Origin of the sequence: Methanosarcina mazei S-6 (assembly GCF_000970205.1) — an archaeon.
Lineage (GTDB): Archaea > Halobacteriota > Methanosarcinia > Methanosarcinales > Methanosarcinaceae > Methanosarcina > Methanosarcina mazei.
On the sequence record NZ_CP009512.1, the window covers coordinates 3,214,091 to 3,231,715 of the forward strand.

10 protein-coding genes and 1 pseudogene are annotated in these 17,625 nt (G+C 38.4%); 4 read left to right on the forward strand and 7 right to left on the reverse strand.

The genetic code is table 11. The annotated features are described in order from the left end of the window. Positions 1–830: 830 nt before the first annotated feature. A complete protein-coding gene (locus MSMAS_RS13750; protein WP_048039689.1) occupies positions 831–1,043 on the reverse strand; it encodes a hypothetical protein in 213 nt (70 codons plus the stop codon). A gap of 188 nt (positions 1,044–1,231) precedes the next feature. Further along, the gene (locus MSMAS_RS13755; RefSeq protein WP_048039690.1) at positions 1,232–1,579 is read right to left on the reverse strand and encodes a hypothetical protein; all 348 of its coding nucleotides are present in this window, start codon (positions 1,577–1,579) and stop codon (positions 1,232–1,234) included. A gap of 1,108 nt (positions 1,580–2,687) precedes the next feature. Here MSMAS_RS13755 and MSMAS_RS13760 point away from each other — a divergent pair. Then, complete coding sequence (locus tag MSMAS_RS13760) at positions 2,688–3,785, forward strand: acyltransferase (RefSeq protein WP_048039692.1); 1,098 nt, start codon at positions 2,688–2,690, stop codon at positions 3,783–3,785. Between the two features lie 604 nt (positions 3,786–4,389). On the opposite strand, the pseudogene MSMAS_RS13765 reads toward MSMAS_RS13760, so the two are convergent. After that, a pseudogene (locus tag MSMAS_RS13765) lies at positions 4,390–5,208 on the reverse strand (IS5 family transposase). Between the two features lie 937 nt (positions 5,209–6,145). Between MSMAS_RS13765 and MSMAS_RS18995 the strand changes: the two are divergent. Further along, positions 6,146–10,741 carry a CBM96 family carbohydrate-binding protein gene (locus tag MSMAS_RS18995; RefSeq protein WP_155395380.1) on the forward strand — a complete coding sequence of 1,532 codons (4,596 nt, stop codon included), beginning with the start codon at positions 6,146–6,148 and terminating at the stop codon, positions 10,739–10,741. Between the two features lie 191 nt (positions 10,742–10,932). Continuing rightward, a complete protein-coding gene (locus MSMAS_RS13780; RefSeq protein ID WP_048043814.1) occupies positions 10,933–11,496 on the forward strand; it encodes a cohesin domain-containing protein in 564 nt (187 codons plus the stop codon). A 100-nt stretch (positions 11,497–11,596) separates the two neighbouring features. Here the strand turns inward: MSMAS_RS13780 and MSMAS_RS13785 are convergent, their stop codons facing one another. Further along, entirely contained in the window at positions 11,597–12,574 is a 978-nt protein-coding gene (locus MSMAS_RS13785; RefSeq protein WP_048043824.1) for an MraY family glycosyltransferase, read from the reverse strand. A gap of 330 nt (positions 12,575–12,904) precedes the next feature. On the opposite strand from MSMAS_RS13785, the gene MSMAS_RS13790 reads away from it, so the two are divergent. Then, positions 12,905–13,423 (forward strand): VanZ family protein, encoded by a 519-nt coding sequence (locus MSMAS_RS13790; RefSeq protein WP_155395381.1) that lies wholly within the window; start codon positions 12,905–12,907, stop codon positions 13,421–13,423. 105 nt (positions 13,424–13,528) lie between these two features. Here MSMAS_RS13790 and MSMAS_RS13795 read toward each other — a convergent pair whose 3' ends face one another. From MSMAS_RS13795 to MSMAS_RS13805, 3 genes are all read right to left on the reverse strand, one after another. Continuing rightward, positions 13,529–14,131 carry an indolepyruvate oxidoreductase subunit beta gene (locus tag MSMAS_RS13795; protein WP_048043926.1) on the reverse strand — a complete coding sequence of 201 codons (603 nt, stop codon included), beginning with the start codon at positions 14,129–14,131 and terminating at the stop codon, positions 13,529–13,531. After that, complete coding sequence (iorA, locus tag MSMAS_RS13800) at positions 14,128–15,930, reverse strand: indolepyruvate ferredoxin oxidoreductase subunit alpha (protein ID WP_048040974.1); 1,803 nt, start codon at positions 15,928–15,930, stop codon at positions 14,128–14,130. Before iorA ends, MSMAS_RS13795 begins: the two co-directional genes overlap by 4 nt. Before the next feature lie 626 nt (positions 15,931–16,556). After that, complete coding sequence (locus tag MSMAS_RS13805) at positions 16,557–17,375, reverse strand: ATP-binding protein (RefSeq protein WP_048041336.1); 819 nt, start codon at positions 17,373–17,375, stop codon at positions 16,557–16,559. Between the last annotated feature and the right edge of the window lie 250 nt (positions 17,376–17,625).

Here is a 17,625-nt window from a genome sequence, read left to right on the forward strand (position 1 = left end):
CGGATTGAAAAAGAATAAGATTTTATTCTTTTAATGTATGCCCGTTTTTGCCGCCCCATCCGAGCCCAAGAGACAAATTATCGACCTAGACTTCCGGTTCCACCACATTCCTGTCGTCGATGATCGCCGGATGCGCACGCCCTTCTTGAGCTTCATCATTCATCGGGTTATGGAGCAATATTCTTGTAGGTTTAAGGCTCTTCGCTATTTTATGTGGGTTGAAAATAACCGCTTAGTTAGCAAGTAGTCAGGCCAAAAAGAAAAACATCAATCTTGAATATGATTTTCACCAATAAATGTTTCTAAATTTTGGAAATGCTACTTCAACATTTAGGGGATAAATGTAAGTTACCCACTCGAAATAGAGAAGAACCAGATTTAATTATAACTCCTGTATTTTTCGCACTTATGCTAATTTTAAATATTTTATTGGGAGCTTTAGGGAAAGATAATATTTTGGAGATATGACGGTCTTGAATATTGCACAAATTATATATCGATTGTGGTTTTTCTGCTGTAATAGAAAAAGGATCTCAAATTAGCTTAAAAAATCGGTAATCTAATTTGAGAATCGCTTCTCAAAGTGTGACTGAGCTACTAAAGATTCAATTTTTAACTCAAAAAAAGACCATATTTCGACTTTCACTTCTTATTCTTCAAATATCGAATTTTGGTGCTCCATAAACATCTAGTGGGCATTATATTAGATGACATAATATTGATTAATGGGAAAAAGAGCAGTAAAACCAAAGTTTCTAAGATATCAAAAAATAAAGGCTCTTGGCTATGATTATTTACAGTATAACAAAAAATTAATTAAGCTGATTACTTCAACTTGGGATATACTCCCCAAGTTGGAGTTTTGTAAAGATCTCAGCAGTTTCTTTGTTCATTTCCTCTACGATAAACTCTGGATTTTCCCTTTCTTTTCCATTATATACCAATCCCATTCTTATCTTTTCAAGATTATCGGCCAGCTTTTGAATTGTTAGCTCATGGTCGTCGATCAGATGAAGCAAATAATTGTGTAGCAGTAACCCCATTACACAGAGAAACACATGAGCTCTGATTTCACATCCTTTCTGATATACACAGGCTTTACCGGTATCAGTAACTCGTCTTTCAGTTACCTTATGTCCTCTTCAATCATGTTTCTGGAAATCATACATGTCCGCAATTTCTTTTGTTGCAAGATTATCCTTATCGGTAAACACAACAGTCTTTCCCATCCCTAAAAGAAACTCTTTTTATGACCATCATTTAAACTAAAATTAAATTGTAACTCTCCATCTTTTTCAACGATATTGTAATCAAAGAGACCTCTATATTGCTTTGGAATTGCATCAACTACACAATTCATGAGACCTTTTGCAGTCATTTTTCTGCCTTTCCATTTACGGTTAAGTTTTGACCCTATTTCTTCAATCTTCTTCAGAATATCATATTTTTTAGCTTCCCACTCATGTATCTGTTTTCGAGTGGTGATCTCAGTGTATTTTATGACTCCAGTAAACTCTTTACCATACCATTCTCTTTTACACGATGAGCTTTGATGAGATTCTTTTTTCCATTCTCCCATTCTTCTTCAAAATCCGACAAAGGAACCTGAAATAAATCTTTGCACATAGAAGAAGGCAAAGCTCCGACAACATGCATTTTGTCCAAAACGTTTCTATGTTATCTGTAGAGTTCATCCCTCTATCAAAAACAATTGTTACTTCCTTGAGAGGGATCCCTATCTCGGCAGTGTTCCAATTTTTCTGTAAAATTAAAAATTTTAAGAGCCTTTTGAGTAAAAATTCAAGATCAGTAGAGTATTTTCTCACACAGTATCCAAAAATTGGTTTCGAATTTACAGCAAATTCGCGACACTGCCGAAAAGTCTATAATTTTGGAAGGAAACAGTTGAAAAGTCACAATAAATGTGGTTATCAATTAAGAGAAACAGAAGTTATAGAATAAGAAATCGAATAAGAATCTTTAAGATCAAGGTAAGATTGGAAAAAATGGAAGGATAATAAAGAAAAAGAAGTTAATGTGACAATGTCAAGATTGAAGCAAAAGAGAGTATATATATAGGATGATTATTATTTTTACTGTAAAAATGTAAAATGTGAGTAAGAGAAGGGTTCCCAAGAGAAGTTATACCCTAATTGCGGTGGAGTTAGGGTTTTAAATGAGTAGGAATGACTAATGGGTGAAATAAACTACGGCAAGCATGGATACCTATCGGTCAAATGGGAGCTTAGAAAATAGTAGCGGGATCATAAATGGAAATACTGGTCCAAGTGTTATAGAAAGAGAACCTTGCCCCAACATTAAAATATTATTATACTGATTATATCAATTTATTTACATAATACCAGGAAAAGCGAAAAACGCTCGTGTGCATTAAACCACAACCTTTGTTTCCCTGCCTTTATTTCTCCACCTAAGGGGACTGAAATCCACTTATTTTCTGATTGCCGGTTCTGACCGGTTTGGTTAATTGAGGAAAAAATCTATACCGAAATTCCTTTTGCTTCTGTGAATAGTAAAAATATAGAAAGAATCCTAAACTCTGGAAAATATATTTCAAGAGGAGGATTCTATAATTGGAAGTAGTAAATCAAAGCCCATGGTAAAAATTCATTAACTTCATATAGAATTTGTCTCCATCTAGCTTGAAATTATAAGATGATGTTCGTATGATGAATGCTATAAGTAACAAACTCTTGATAAAAAGAGACGAGTCTTTTGATGCTCTTCGTGGAATTGCAATAATAGCCGTTGTAGCAATTCATGCGAGTGGTTATATTTTTGGTTCAGAAGTCGTTTCTTCAGCTAGTAATGATTTTAACGTAGCGTTCTTATATCGACAAATTTTAAATTTTGCAGTCCCGGTATTTCTTTTTATATCTGGATATTGGATGTCCAATAAAAAAGTCGACTCTTTTGAGGGATATAAGCAATTTTTGATACAACGATTAAAACGAATTGTTATACCATATTTATTTTGGTCCATATTTATTTTGTCATTCGTGACGACTAGAACTCAAGTTTTTGATGCACAAGAAATATTGTTTAAGCTCCTAACTGGAGGTGCAATTGGACCGTACTATTTCATAATATTAATTGTCCAGTTTTATATGTTAACACCAATATTCCAGCGTGTTAATAAGAACTTATACGGTTTCATTTTAATATTACTTATTAATTTTTTAAGTCTTTCATTTTCATATATTACTAGACTATATTTTGGTTCGTCTTTTTTTTCATCATTATCTGTATATGCAATGCCTTTTTATGCATGGATTATTTTTTATGAACTTGGACTAATATATAGAAACTTTGACAAATATAAAATATCTAACCATGCAGCCACTTTAATAGTGATATCAATTATTTTTGCACTTGCAATGAGCTTATTTGAAGCGAAAATTGTCTTCACAAAATATAATAATTTAGAATTCGCTACATCTGCGGTAAAATTTTCTTCATTTTTATACTCTGGATGTTTCATCACAGGATTTTTGTATATTAGACAAAAAGTGAGTAAATGGCCAAATCTACTTATTTCACTTGGAAACTATTCATTTGGGATTTACTTGATACATATTCCGGTTCTTTGGGCACTTGTAGATTTTTTGAAAGACACTATTTTCAGAGATGGTATTAACTACATTATTCAACCTGTTTTCCAATTAATCGTTGTCTTTATGACTATAATTATATGCTGTGTTTTTATATTCACAAGTAAAAAAATATTACCAACGAATATTCACAACACGTTATTAGGTTTTTAATTTATCATACTCTATTTTATATTTTTGTACATCCAACTGATTTTTAAGTACCCAAAAATCGGTTTGATGATTCACTTACAAAGTAAAAAAGTTGAAAACGAAAAATAGGCTACATGAAATTGGAGACTGAAAACGGATACTTTTTATCCTGACTTTGACAGTTATATAACCCAAGTTTGACAGAAACACACATTGTGTAATGTCAAAATGGGCTTCATGCCTCTGTTTTCTTTAGACAATTCTAGTTTTTTTCTTGCATCTTATGATTATTTGAAATTTTTCATTTTATCAAAATGTAGTGTGCCAGTGCAACGTGTTTTGTGTAACAAAATACTATATGAATTAGTAGAATCTGTCAAATTAGGGATAAAAATAAGTGCTTTCTGTTTTGTGTTATTCGGTCCAATGAACATCACAAAACAGAAAGCATTCCCTACAACCCACTTTCCGCAGATGTCCTTTCAATTTTCATAATTTTTCCTGCTATCGTTTTTTCTGAAAATTGCTCTGGTAACTCAAACATATGTTTTCGAAATATCCCCCAATTTTTGACCTTTTGCCTTCATTAAAATACTTTCAGTTCCCATTTCCAAAGCTTAAGAACCTATCCGAAAAGTCCTGCTGCTCTGAATGTTATCCATGTACATGCGAAATGAAGCATAGCAAGGTAATTTTCAATTTTCTTTTCCCATCTTATAAGCAGTCTTCTGAATCTATTTAACCAAGAATGTGTCCTTTCTACAACCCACCTTCTTGCCCTGAAACCTGGTATCTCTATTCTTATGTTTTCTTCTCCACGACTTTTTATATGGGCAGTATAACCATATTCTTTAACCAATTCTCAGATATCAGGAAAATCATATCCTTTATCCATACAGACATTCTGAATTCCCTCATCTGTAGACGGTCTTTTAATAATTATGGAATCAAAAGTCTCTTTTACAAGCTTTTTATCGTGGCGATTTGCACCATCAACAGTTACTGAAAGTGGCATACCTTTACCGTCTGTTAAAATACTCCTTTTTGTACCGGTTTTACCACGATCAGTTGGATTAGCTCCGGTTCCTGATCCACCTAATGGTGCTTTTGTCATAGCGCCATCAATTGCTTGCCATTCCCACTCCAATCCATTTTTAGTATCGTACTCCATTAGACCAGCTTGCCACATGTTCTCAAAAAATCCAGATTTTTGCCATTCCTGAAATCGATCGTGCACAGTGCTTGGAGCTCCATAAAATCGGGGCAAAGATTTCCATTGGCAACCAGTACGAAGAAGATAGAAAATACCACTCAGGATTCTCTTATCATCTTTTCTAGGTCTTCCAGGCTTCTTTTTGGGTTTAGGGAGAGGTAATAATGGTTTGATTTTATTCCAAAGCTCATTAGAGATCTCGTAGTCAGGTACGTTTTTTCGTGTTGCCACTAATCAATATTACCATAAAAGATAATTATTCTACTTTTCGGATGGGCTCTAAGTTGAAATAACGACTGCAAATTTTGAATAATTCTCCAAAAACGATAGCAAGAAAAATGTTATTTTTTTGAAGACTTCTGCGGAAGGTCGATAATAGATTCAAGATTATATAAAACTAAGTCAATGATTTAGGGACACGACCCAAAAATGGAAAGACCATTCATCCCTCGAAAATTACTGTAATACAATGACATAATATTATACTCATCTCAAAACGTAATATCCAATTACAAATAAATTCATTGAAGACAATGAAATTATAAAACTGCATATTCTAAATTTTTTCTGCTTAAAGGAGGTAACTAAAGAATTTATTTTATATATAACAAATTTTTGCCTTAAGACGCTATTGAGGGCGTTTTTGTTAGTAAAACAATGTCTAGTATAATAATCATGGGGGATAAAGGGCGAAGTATTTGGGTCTCAGCCCTTTTTGAAGGAATGAAGAGATAATCAAGTTTCTGTTGCTCAGATATCCTTAATCTACGCGATTGAAACTTTGCTTTTGGCATCCTCTGAAAATTCCTCAATATATTGCTTGATTGTGTAAAAGGTTACATTTCCAACGGGTTGATGGAATTAAAAGAAAAGATGCAGAGGATTCACGGGATGCCGAGATGAAGACCGATATACTCGTGACCTTTAGCACTTACGAAGCAACGAGGCAGTGTCACGAATTTGCTTTAAATTTACAGCAAATTTTTGAATACTGTTGTAAAACTGATCTACTTATCTCGGATTCTGGACTCAAAAATCTCTTAAAATTTGTAATTTTACACAAAAATTGTAATATTGCCAAGCAACATAGTTATGATTTTCTGCAGACATCTTAATAGAAAAGATTAAAAAGTTTAGTTTTAAAGATGTCTAAGAAGGGGGGGAGAGCATGTTCAAAGCTAAACATTTAATTATACTTTGTATTATAACTTTATTTTTTATTTATCCATGTAATGCTCAATATATAGACTTAGCTCCAACTGAAGATTCGAACACATACAGTAACTATGCTACCACAAACTATGGAAATTCTCCATATTTGGAAACTAAGTATAACGAGAAAAGTACATATCTAAAATTTTATGTTCCTACTTACGTAAGTTCAGCCAAACTTAATCTATATTGTACTGAGGCAACTGGTAATGCATATGTATATGCAACCTCTCCTGATTGGAATGAAAGCGGAGTGACCTGGAATAATCCCCCAAGTGTGGAATACCCTACACGATTATCTGAAATCCCAATGCCAACGACAAACACTTGGTACACAATTGATGTTAGTTCTGTAGTGTCGGAGCCTGGGTATTACTCGTTTGAGTTAAAGTCACAGTATGCAAGTCGGCACACGTACAATTCATCAGAAGCTTTAGCAAATACTCCTTATTTAAAAACTGAACCCTCTCCATACACAGATATAATTTTCAATAATAAAACGAATGATACTAACCGCACATTCCTAGTTAATACCGACGACTGTATCAGATTCTCGATAACTCCTCCGGATTCAGAAAATATAACTACTTATCAATGGCAACTAAATAAAACAGATCAGCCTGCGACATCATCATATTTTGATTTTATAGTTCCAGCTTATGATGAAAGACAGCCCTCTACGGGTATCTGGGAAATTTGGGTAAATGCCACTTATACAAATGGGACGAGTATATACAAAGAATGGCTAATTTCTTCATTACCTGAGTCAGAAGCCCCTGACTACATAGAATATTTTAGCGATCTGAATAATACATTTAGACCTGGATTCGCTGCTGATCCTTGGGGAAGATATCCGCCTTTTTATACTACAAGCAATAATTACATTTCAAAAGGTTTCCTTACAGGGTCAAGCTCTTCTTCTGGAACAACCATGCTTATAGATAACAATTTTGACATTACATATGGCACATTTAAATTCAAGATTAGAAATCCTGGATGTGTTGATGTAGTATACTTCAAAGTACTCGGAGAGTATGGAAATTGGAATTATGTACCGGATGGAAACGGGTTCCATGATTATTATGCTATATTAAATGGCGAAATATCGGAGAAAAGCTACATACCAATTTCAAGAAGGTGGATAGGACAAGCTCCTTCAATGCATTTTTGGAGAACGGATGATGCTCAATGGAAAGAAATCACACTTATACATACCTGTGATGATTGGTGGAGTGCATGGGATAATGGAGTTCAAATTCCAGGTAATTATCAACATTTCGCGGATGCATTTTCAAACGCAATAACATTAACAATGACTGCGAACAATCTTCTTGAAATGGACTGCATAGAAGTTTATAAAGACAAATATCTTTACCCAAATTCAAGAATCAGCTATGGCTCATATCCAAAATGGTGGTGTGTAGCAAATCCATCTGATGGATTCTTAAACCCAGTTGAGGAAAACGGTATCATAGCTTTTGGCCAGAATCTTACATTGGAATCAATTTCAGATTCAATAAATAATGACAGCCTTATGACTTATGACACCGTTACAAATACAGCAATAATAAAAACAAATCTTTTCATCGAAGCAGGTGGCAAATTAAATATTACGGATGAAACATTACTATTCGACACGTCTACTAATTCGCTTGATATAAATCTAATGATACATTCAACTTTCAATGTTGAAAATTCTACAATTTCCACGATTGGCAATAATCCGATTAGGTGGAATCTAGCAAGCGCAGCAACCGTTAGTGTATTCAACCCGAACATTACTAAAAGCGAAACAGACAGAACATCATCGTTGTATTATGAAAGAAAAAATTCCATATATGATTTTGGTGGTCGTTTTATTATACAAAATTCTATGATAAATAATACTTGTAATTTATTCCTTGATGGTGCTTCTGAAATTGTACTAAACAATGTAGTGTTTTCTAATCATAGTAGTAGCGATTATGGAGATTACACATTACGTGGATCATATTACGGACATAATAATGCAAAAAATCAATCAAAAGGTGAAAAAGCATTATGGATAGTTCCAAGAAACGATCTGGCAAATTTCATGATTAATAACATATCTTTTGTAAACCCTAAATCAGACATTGATCTGAAAGTAGTTGGCGGCGAATGGATATTCAATTCTACAACTGTAAAAAATTGTGATTTGTCAGGTGTCGATATCAGCACAAAAAAAGCATACAAGATGGTATATTTCGTCCATTATTGGAATCTTACAGAACATTCAGATTTCTCACTTCTAAACTGCAAATTCAATGAGAGTAAATTAAACGTAGAAACAAACCATTCAAAACTTGAAACAAAATATTATGCTGATATAGTTGTAAAAGATGCATCAGGAAATCTCATACGAAATGCAGTAATTACCCCAAATGCTTCAAATGAAGAATATGAAGCTGAAAATCTGCATAAATGGGATTGGTACATTTCAGATGGATATGGCCCAGGGCAAGGGGGTGCATCTGATTATGCACCGGGATACTATGATGAAAACGGAACTTTAGTAGGAAATATTCAAAATATTACATATTCAGGCGGGTCATATGTACGCTGGTATAACGCACAACCTTTAATTTCTGCTACTACAAATACAGATGGTAGAACTTCTTTGCCATCTGAAAACGTGAATAATTCAGTAGTTCTTACCGATTATGTGTTAACAAACGAAACAGGAAAAATATCGAAAGAATCAATAGAATATGACTTTGCGATAAGATCTCCGGATTCAAAATCGGTCTACCTCCAAGGCGTGAACCCAGATCCAACTTGGTACAGGCAAAACCCTTCCTTAAGTACGTACACCATCACAGCAATAATTCCAGATAACTCAACGGGCCCACACATAACCGGTTTTGCACCAGCTAAAGAAAACCCATTCAACTCAGGAGAGAAGAAAAACTTCAGGATCTGGACTGATGAACCTCTAACCAGTATGGAATGGCGTGTTAATGGATCATCTGTTCTCAAAGGATCCCTTAATTATACATGGACTGTAACAGACAGGAATACTACAATTGAATTCATAGGGTCCAATTCCAATGGTACTGTCAACCATATCTGGCCGCTGGGTGAAAGTCCCGATGAACCTTCAGTCCCGGATGATAACCCAGCTCAGGAAATTCAATTCTCACCTTCGGACTCGGAGATTACCCTGAACGTAAGCGAAAAAACTCTTTTCAGCGTCAGCCCGGATGTCTTCACAACAAAAGAATGGTACATTAATGGATATCCGATCCAGAACAACACAACTTCCATGACCAGGTGCTGGAGCACAGCAGGCACTCATGATGTAACATTCAAAGGGGCCGGAAGCGAGGAACCCGTATCACATACCTGGACTGTGAACGTAGTTGAAGAAAAGAAAAACGATGAAGAGAGTACCGAATCAATAATCGCAATAGCTCCTGAATACCAGATCGTTAAGCCGAAACAATCTTTTGGTCTGGATATAACTGTTGATCCCTCAGCCCCAATCATCGGCACACAGCTTGACTTCGAATTCAACAGCTCAATGGCATCAGCAAACAGTGTAATCGAAGGAGATCTCTTCAAACAGAAGGGAGCGTCTACTTTTTTCAACGAGGGAGATATTAACAGCAGTGAAGGGATAATCAAGCATATTTACGGCCTCATAATAGGCACATCAAACGTATCTTCACCCGGAACTTTTGCAACTGTCAACCTGACTGCAGGAAACAGGACAGGTATAGCAAAATTCAGCCTATCGAACGTGCTCATCAGCGACATAAATTCAAAATCCGTTCCGTATACTGTTACAAATGCGACCGTGCTGATAGACACTGCTCCGGCAATAGACCCTATCTGCTGCCCGAAATCAGTTGATGAGAAGAGTAACCTGGCTTTCAAAATAAGCGCTAAAGACGCAGACGGAGACAGGCTCATCCTTTCAGCATCAGGGCTTCCTGAAGGTTCAAGCTTCAACAGAACATCCGGAGCATTTGCCTGGACGCCGGCTGTAGGGCAGGCTGGAGTTTACACGATCACCTTCAAGGTAAGTGATGGGTACCTCACAGATTTTGAGAATGTCACTGTGACAGTAAACAAACTGAATAATCCTCCAGTCATTAATTTCTTCGAACCCATTAACGGCTCGTCCTTCAGCGAAGGGGAAAGGATCGGGATTTCAGTAAACGCAACCGATGCGGAAAAGCAGGCACTGAACTACTCTATCAAAATCGATGGAGTAATGTACAGCTCCGATCCCGCCTATATCTGGGAAACAGACTATTCCAGCAGTGGAAACCACACCATAGAAATATCGGTAAGCGACGGCATTGATGAAGCCAAAATGCAGCACATAATCTCCATAACCGACTGCCACCCACGCTACGACGTAAATGAAGATGGCGTGGTAAATATTCTGGACATAACAAACGTAAGCAGGGAATACGAAACAACCGTTAGCAAGCCATACCCACGCTACGACACAAATCAGGATGGAGAGATAAACATACTGGACCTCACTCTGGTAGGACACCATTTCGGGGAAAAGGTAGAATGAAACAGACAGGCACAGGCGTAATAACCTGTGCTTATCCGCTATTTTGCATTTCGATGGAAAACTGGGAGGGGAAACCATCGACCCGGATGCTTGACAAAAATATTAAGTCGTAAATCATGAAGTAACCTGATTAAAAGGATTAAAAAAATCAAATCGTAACCTTTTAGAAAAACAAGATGGGAGTGGGATAAATGAGAAAAAGTATAGTCAGTAAAAGTATAGTCAGTCTAATTGCACTAATAGCAATTCTTGCCTTCTTGAGTTCAACTGCAGCAGCTGCATCAAAAGTAACACTTCAGCCGTCATCTAAAAGTGTCTATGCAGGGGAAAATATCACATTGAATGTCGTCGTAACTCCGGATACTCAGATCTCAGGCATACAGTTCGACCTTGAATATGACGGTTCATTATTCCAGGCAGCAGATGTGACTGAAGGCAACCTGTTCAGCCAGAGCGGTCAGAAAACATTTTTCAGCCCCGGGCAGACCGGAAACGGAAGGTTCAGTAATATTTACGGCTGTGTCCTTGGGAGTTCAAGTGTCTCAACTCCTGAGACCTTTGCAACCATAACCCTGAAAGCAAACACCGGGGTGCAGGGCACTTCTCAGTTTTATCTGAAAAACGTAACTATAAGCAGCTCCGCATCAAAGCCTGTGGATGTAAGACTGGTAAATACAGGTATTACAATCTCGGATTCGGAGGCGAAAAAACCAAGGGGACTGCTGGGGAAACTGATTGAAGGCATTCTGGGTTGAATCTGAAGATCTAATTCTTCAGATTTTCAAATTTTCACTTTTGAAATACCCTGTTTTTTCTAGAATTTTAAAATTTTAAGACGATCTAATTTTTAACCATTTACACCCTTCCCGGAAGTACAATCCCCATAATACAGAAAACAGAGGTCAACAAAAACATTGCATAAGTTGCCTGCTTTTCAGTTACCCTGTAGTAGTAAGGCAGGACCCATTTAAGAGTAAGAGGGTTTGGGACTTCCAGGGTGCCGTCTTCCCTGACTTTTCCGAACTTGACATGCGGATATTTTTTAATTTTCCAGTAAACATACATAAGGAAATTAACCGTATGTGGGATCAGCATAATAAAACCGCTTATGATGAAGCCCTGGATGACGATAATCGTCCCGATAGCTGCCCCTACGGTAAGTGACCCGACATTTCCCCAGAAAATCCTGGCTGGATACTGTTCGTAAAGGTAAAAACCAATTGTAGCTCCTGTAATGGCAACAACGGATATTATATTCTCAACGTCACTAATCAAAACCGACTTTATGATCAGCGAAACAAGCACAAGTATAGCCAGTCCTGAAGAAAGCCCGTTAAACCCGGAGTGCATATTAACAAGGTTTGATGCGACCAGAACATAGGTAGGGACTATGAACTGGAGATAAAGGATTCCAAGTTCCAGGTCTCCAACACTGGGAAGGGTGACCGCAGTATGAGTCGCGTACTGGATAAGCGGATAGGAACAGTAATACATAATCAGCAGCTTTGAAGATCTGCCGATGTTGATCATATCATCAAGGACGCCAAACAGCCCGAAAAGCGCAATGACAATCATCGCAACATAGTTTGTGGACGTGAACTTAAAAAAAAGAGAGTTCATGGAAAGGGAAAGCATTGCGATCAGCAAAATTGCAGTCCCTCCGCGGTCTGCAATTGTCGGCGTGCCTTTTTTGTAAACATCCTTTGCTACAATATTATTTTCGGTCAGCTTCCGGATAAAGTATGGCATTGCAGCTGCAGTTACTATCAGCGGGACAAGAAAATTGCTTGTAAGCATAATATTTTGAATAAACGAAGCGGAACTGAATATCATTTTTTACTTACCCTCACCAGTACGTTTCATATTTTACCTGACACGAAAATAAAGGCTGTATTTGGTTTAAAACATTAAAAACATAAATATAGAAATACTTATCGAAAATATTGATCATAAATTATCCCGGAATATACATGAAGTGTCATGATGGTAGTTCCGGGTTAATTAAAATTAAACCTCCTTTTCAGGAAAAACAGCATAAATAGCTCTGAATACCACCGAGAGAGCTCATAAAATGAATAAGAATTATTTCTCGAATTTTATTGTTAACCGGTTGTTAAAACAAAGAATTTAAATGCTCTTCATGTGATAAACCTTAAAGATAAAATGAAAAAACCTGAAAAATCTCGCTTTTTTATTATAATTACAGTTTTATATGCAATAATGGTTTTTTACCTGTCAGTTAGCTCCGGCGTGGGAGATATCAAGCGCTTTCTCAAAATGGACCTTGGATACCCGCTTAGAAACTTCCTAGTTGCCAACGACATGTCTTCCATATCTAAATTTATGATTGACTGCCTGCACGCTGTCCAGAAAGCATCCTTAGACCCCGGGCATATAGGTATTTACTTTGGATTTGGAGTGCTGCTATATTTTGTATTCTTGAGTTCAAAAAATCCAGGGATGGTAAGAAACTCGGCCGCCTTTGCAGTATTTATGGGAACTGTTTACGGCATACTGAACGAAATATTCCAGAGCTTTCTTCCGTATCGGACAGCAAGTGTTGAAGACGCAGTTTCAAATCTCATAGGGCTGTTGCTTGCACAGATTTTTGTGATTCTTTTTGTACTGGCGTTAAAGTCAGTCCTGAACAGGAAAAAAAAGGTTGAAGCGCCGGCGGATTAAAATCAAAATTAAAAAATAAAAATAAAAAGGTAAAAAACTAAAAAACAGGGAAAATAGCAACTTAACTGTTTGTAAGAGAAAAGGAAAGCTTTTACTTTCCTCTATTTAACTTTCCTCTACTTTTCTCCTTCCCATCTCAAAAGCCCTGATATTAATCTCAATCGTCTTCTTTGGCACAAGGGCTTTAACACTCTCAAGCAGAACTTCTTTCGAAATGGGCAGGTAGCCGGAAACTGCCCCGACCATTGCCACATTCATTGCAAGCCTGCTCCCGGCTTCATGAGCCAGTTCGTCTGCATTAAAGGCTTTAACAACATATTTTTCAGAAAGGGCATCAAGGATTTCCTGAACCTCAGGGTACTTTGAAAGGCCCGAGGTCACAGTGACGGGAATAATTGGCTGTGTGTTTACTATAATTACTCCGCCGTCCTTCAGGAAATCAAGATACCGGACAGCTTCCATTGGCTCAAGGGCAAGCATGATATCCGCACCCTTTTTAGGGATCATTGAGCCCAGGTCAGAGCCCAGCCTGATGTGGTTTACAACCGAACCTCCACGCTGTGCCATGCCGTGAGTCTCGGCTGCTCTGATAGGGATGCCTGAAATGACTGCAGCTTTTCCAATGATATCCGAGGCAAGGATTGCTCCCTGACCGCCGACCCCTGTGATAAGGAGGTCGAGTTTCTTCTCTCCTGCTCTTTCGCTCATCTCTTCACCTCCCGGATAGCATCAAATTTGCATATCTGCGCACAGACTCCACACCCGCTGCACAGGGAAGTGATTACAGCGCACTTATTTTCTTCGTCAAACTCAATTGCCGGGCAGCCGAATTTAACACACTGCTTGCAGCCTTCACACTTTTCAGGGTCAACGATATAAGGGACTCTTTTGATCCCTGCCCTTTTTCCGGAGATTACGCAGGGCTGTTTTGCAATGACCACGGCTGTCCCTTCAAATTCCTTTGCGGCTTTGAAAGCTTCCTGGGTCTCTTCAAGATTGTAAGGGTCAACTACAGTTACAAACCCTGCACCCATTGCTTTGCAGAGTTCGGCAAGTGAAACCTCGACTGTAGGCTCTCCTGTGACCGTAAAGCCGACTCCCGGATTTGGCTGATGGCCTGTCATTGCAGTTATGCGGTTATCAAGGATGGTGACCGTAATATTGGCTTTATTGAAGACCGCATTCAGGAGAGAATTCATGCCTGTATGGAAAAAAGTCGAGTCCCCTATAGAACAGCAGATGGGGCGCTTTTCTCCTGCATGGTAAAGCCCCGATGCAATGCTTATGCTTGAACCCATGCAGAGCGTGGTCTCAACTGTCCCGCTCTGGATCCCAAGAGTATAGCAGCCAATGTCACTTGGGTAGATAGCGTCCTTTCCGAAAACTTTTTTCATGGAATAAAAGGTCGCCCTGTGGGAACACCCTGCACAGAGAGAAGGCGGACGCGGGGCAAGTTCAAGGGGGACTTTTCCGGAGTCGGGCTCTATATCCAGGTCAAAAGCTTTCCTGAGGGCTTCAAGGAAGGCGCTAACATCCAGTTCCCCTTCCCGCGAAACAAAACCCCCTTCTTTTCCGAGAACGGAAACTTCAAGCCCGGCTTCCTGGGCAAGTATTCTTACCTGTTCTTCAACAACCGGTTCGAGCTCTTCAAAAATGAGGACCGTGTCAACTGTGCTTAGCAGTTCCAGGATAAGCTTTCTCGGGACAGGATAGGTCCCTATTTTCAGGAAAGAAGCTTCAAGCCCGAGTTCCCGAAGGGCTTCTTTTGCATAAACGGATGCGATTCCTGAACCTATTACTCCCATCTTTGCCCCGGGTTTAATTTCAAGGGAATTCCAGGGAGACTCTGCAAGTTCGTCTTCCATTGCCTGCTGGATAGAAAGGATATGAGTGTGGCGGGGGCGGGCATTCTTGGGAAGCATTACCCAGCGGTCAAGCAGTTTTTCAAAGTGTGGAACCGCCTTTTCTGCAGGGATTTCTCCCAGCTCGATATCCGACTTTCCATGTGAGATCCGGGTAGTGGGCCTGAAAATAACAGGGATTTCGAACTTTTCCGAAAACTCAAAAGCATAGGGAAGCATATCTTTGGCTTCCTGGGGGGTTGAAGGGTCAAAACAGGGCACAAGAGCAAACTGGGCATAGCGCCTTGTATCCTGCTCGTTCTGGGAGGAGTGGCAGGAAGGGTCATCGGCGACAATTGCGATCAGCCCGCCTTTTGTACCTGCATAGGCAAGGGTCATAAAAGGGTCGGCTGCAACATTTAACCCGACGTGCTTCATTGTTACGACAGACCTGACGCCTGTCCAGGCAGCTCCGACTGCGACTTCCATTGCAACCTTTTCGTTAACCGACCATTCTATGTGATAATCGCGGTCTTCGCGGGAAGCAAGCGTGTCTATAATCTCCGAAGAAGGGGTACCGGGATAGCCTGCAATGACCTGCACGCCTCCTTCAAGAAGCCCACGGGCAATAGCTACGTTTCCAAGCATATACTCACGCATCGTCATAATAACTGTCTCCAGTGTTTAGATGAGAAAAACACAACTAATTAAATTAAATATCAGTTTGAAAATAATTATATATCAATCCGAATCAATAAATTTGAAGTCATAAAGCAGATCAGGCAGATAAAACCTGCTATCCGCACACCAGGTAAAACTTTTGTATTACTCAAAATAACACGATCAATAATATACTTTCGGATAATCACAGATATACTTCCGGATAATAATCGATATATTTCCAAACGATAGCTGATATATTTCCAAATGATAGCTGATATACTTCCAAATGATAATCAGAAAAATATCTCCTTCAGAACTAGGAAACACAAAAAACATTCTCTATGAGCCAGAAAGAGAACAATAAAAATTAATAAACATTCATACACAGATTGAAAATAATAAATAGTAAAAAATTTAGACATATAAAATAAAAAATGAAATGAAGTAAAATGAAATGAAGTAAAATGAAATGAAGTAAAATGAAATGAAGTAAAATGAAATGAAGTAAAATGAAATGAAGTAAAATAAATTTAGAAAACATTTTTTAAATAAATAGAGGACGTTAAAAAGAGCTGAAAATCAGAAAATCCCTCTTAACCACCGTAATATAGTTTAACGAATGGATTGAATCAATTATCCAGTGAACGTGCTTTATCCAGAAACTCAGCAAGTTTTTTAATCTCTTCAAGCTCGAGGTCGAGTTCTTCACCTTTAAGTGATGCTTTGAAAAGTTCCCTTTTTGCGGGAATTTCAGCCAGGACATTAACGCAATTGACTGAATCCAGCATTTCTTCCCTTATATCCGGCTCGACTTTGTTGAGTACGAAGTAGACGCTGCAACCGCACTGCGCACCAAATTCATCGAACTTCTTGGAAAGCTTGAGGGATTCGTATGAAGGATCAATGACTACAAGGATGAGGTCAAAGTCCTTATCAACCCCGCGCCCGAAATGCTCGGTTCCGGCTTCGGTATCCACGATAACAATATCGTCTTTCCCGAGGTCAAGGTTTTCAAGAAACTCCCTCGTCAGTGTCCCCATAGGGCAGGCACAGCCTTCTCCATAATTATGGATCTTGCCAACAGCCATGAGCTTCAAATTACCTTTTTCCTCCACAAATTCCGGAGGCAGGTCGGAGAAATTCCATCTTTTATCGAAAAATCTGGACTGCTGCTGCACTTTCTGCCCGGAGGTTTCCCCGTTAGCTGCAAGCCCCCAGAACTGCGTTTTTTTCGGAGCTTCCCTCTGTTTTTCCTTAAAGCCCTTCTTTCCTCCGAAATATTCCATAAGGTCCCGAGGAGGTTTCAATCCGAGCTGGCTGTGCAGCCCGTAATTGGACTCGTCAATATCAAGCACAAGCACATTTTTCTTTTTTGCCATCTGCTTTGCCAGGAGAGCAGAAATCGTGCTCTTTCCGCTTCCTCCTTTTCCGCATACTGCTATTCTCATACAGTTCACCTGCCTTAGTAATTTATCCTGAAGGATTAAAAGCACTTCCTTTAAGCAGGTTTTATAAGTTGATATTGAAAAAGTTTTATGGGAAGTCAAAAATTGATCCTTTGCCGGGAAGATCTGCTGCAATCAATAGACAGTACTGTTTACCTGCACATGAGATGGTATTTTAAAGAGAAACGAATAAAACTCTGGCCACTATTTATGAGAAAAGAATTAATTTAAAGAAAATAGAAAAGAACAGCTG

Bases quoted from the DNA above. Each gene is read 5' to 3' on its own strand.
- MSMAS_RS13790 (WP_155395381.1), top strand. From the start codon at position 12,905: ATGAAAAAACCTGAAAAATCTCGCTTTTTTATTATAATTACAGTTTTA.
- MSMAS_RS13755 (WP_048039690.1), bottom strand. From the start codon at position 1,579: ATGGGAGAATGGAAAAAAGAATCTCATCAAAGCTCATCGTGTAAAAGA.
- MSMAS_RS13785 (WP_048043824.1), bottom strand. From the start codon at position 12,574: ATGATATTCAGTTCCGCTTCGTTTATTCAAAATATTATGCTTACAAGC.
- MSMAS_RS18995 (WP_155395380.1), top strand. From the start codon at position 6,146: ATGTTCAAAGCTAAACATTTAATTATACTTTGTATTATAACTTTATTT.
- MSMAS_RS13805 (WP_048041336.1), bottom strand. From the start codon at position 17,375: ATGAGAATAGCAGTATGCGGAAAAGGAGGAAGCGGAAAGAGCACGATT.
- MSMAS_RS13795 (WP_048043926.1), bottom strand. From the start codon at position 14,131: ATGAGCGAAAGAGCAGGAGAGAAGAAACTCGACCTCCTTATCACAGGG.
- MSMAS_RS13780 (WP_048043814.1), top strand. From the start codon at position 10,933: ATGAGAAAAAGTATAGTCAGTAAAAGTATAGTCAGTCTAATTGCACTA.
- MSMAS_RS13760 (WP_048039692.1), top strand. From the start codon at position 2,688: ATGATGAATGCTATAAGTAACAAACTCTTGATAAAAAGAGACGAGTCT.
- MSMAS_RS13750 (WP_048039689.1), bottom strand. From the start codon at position 1,043: ATGGGGTTACTGCTACACAATTATTTGCTTCATCTGATCGACGACCAT.
- iorA (WP_048040974.1), bottom strand. From the start codon at position 15,930: ATGACGATGCGTGAGTATATGCTTGGAAACGTAGCTATTGCCCGTGGG.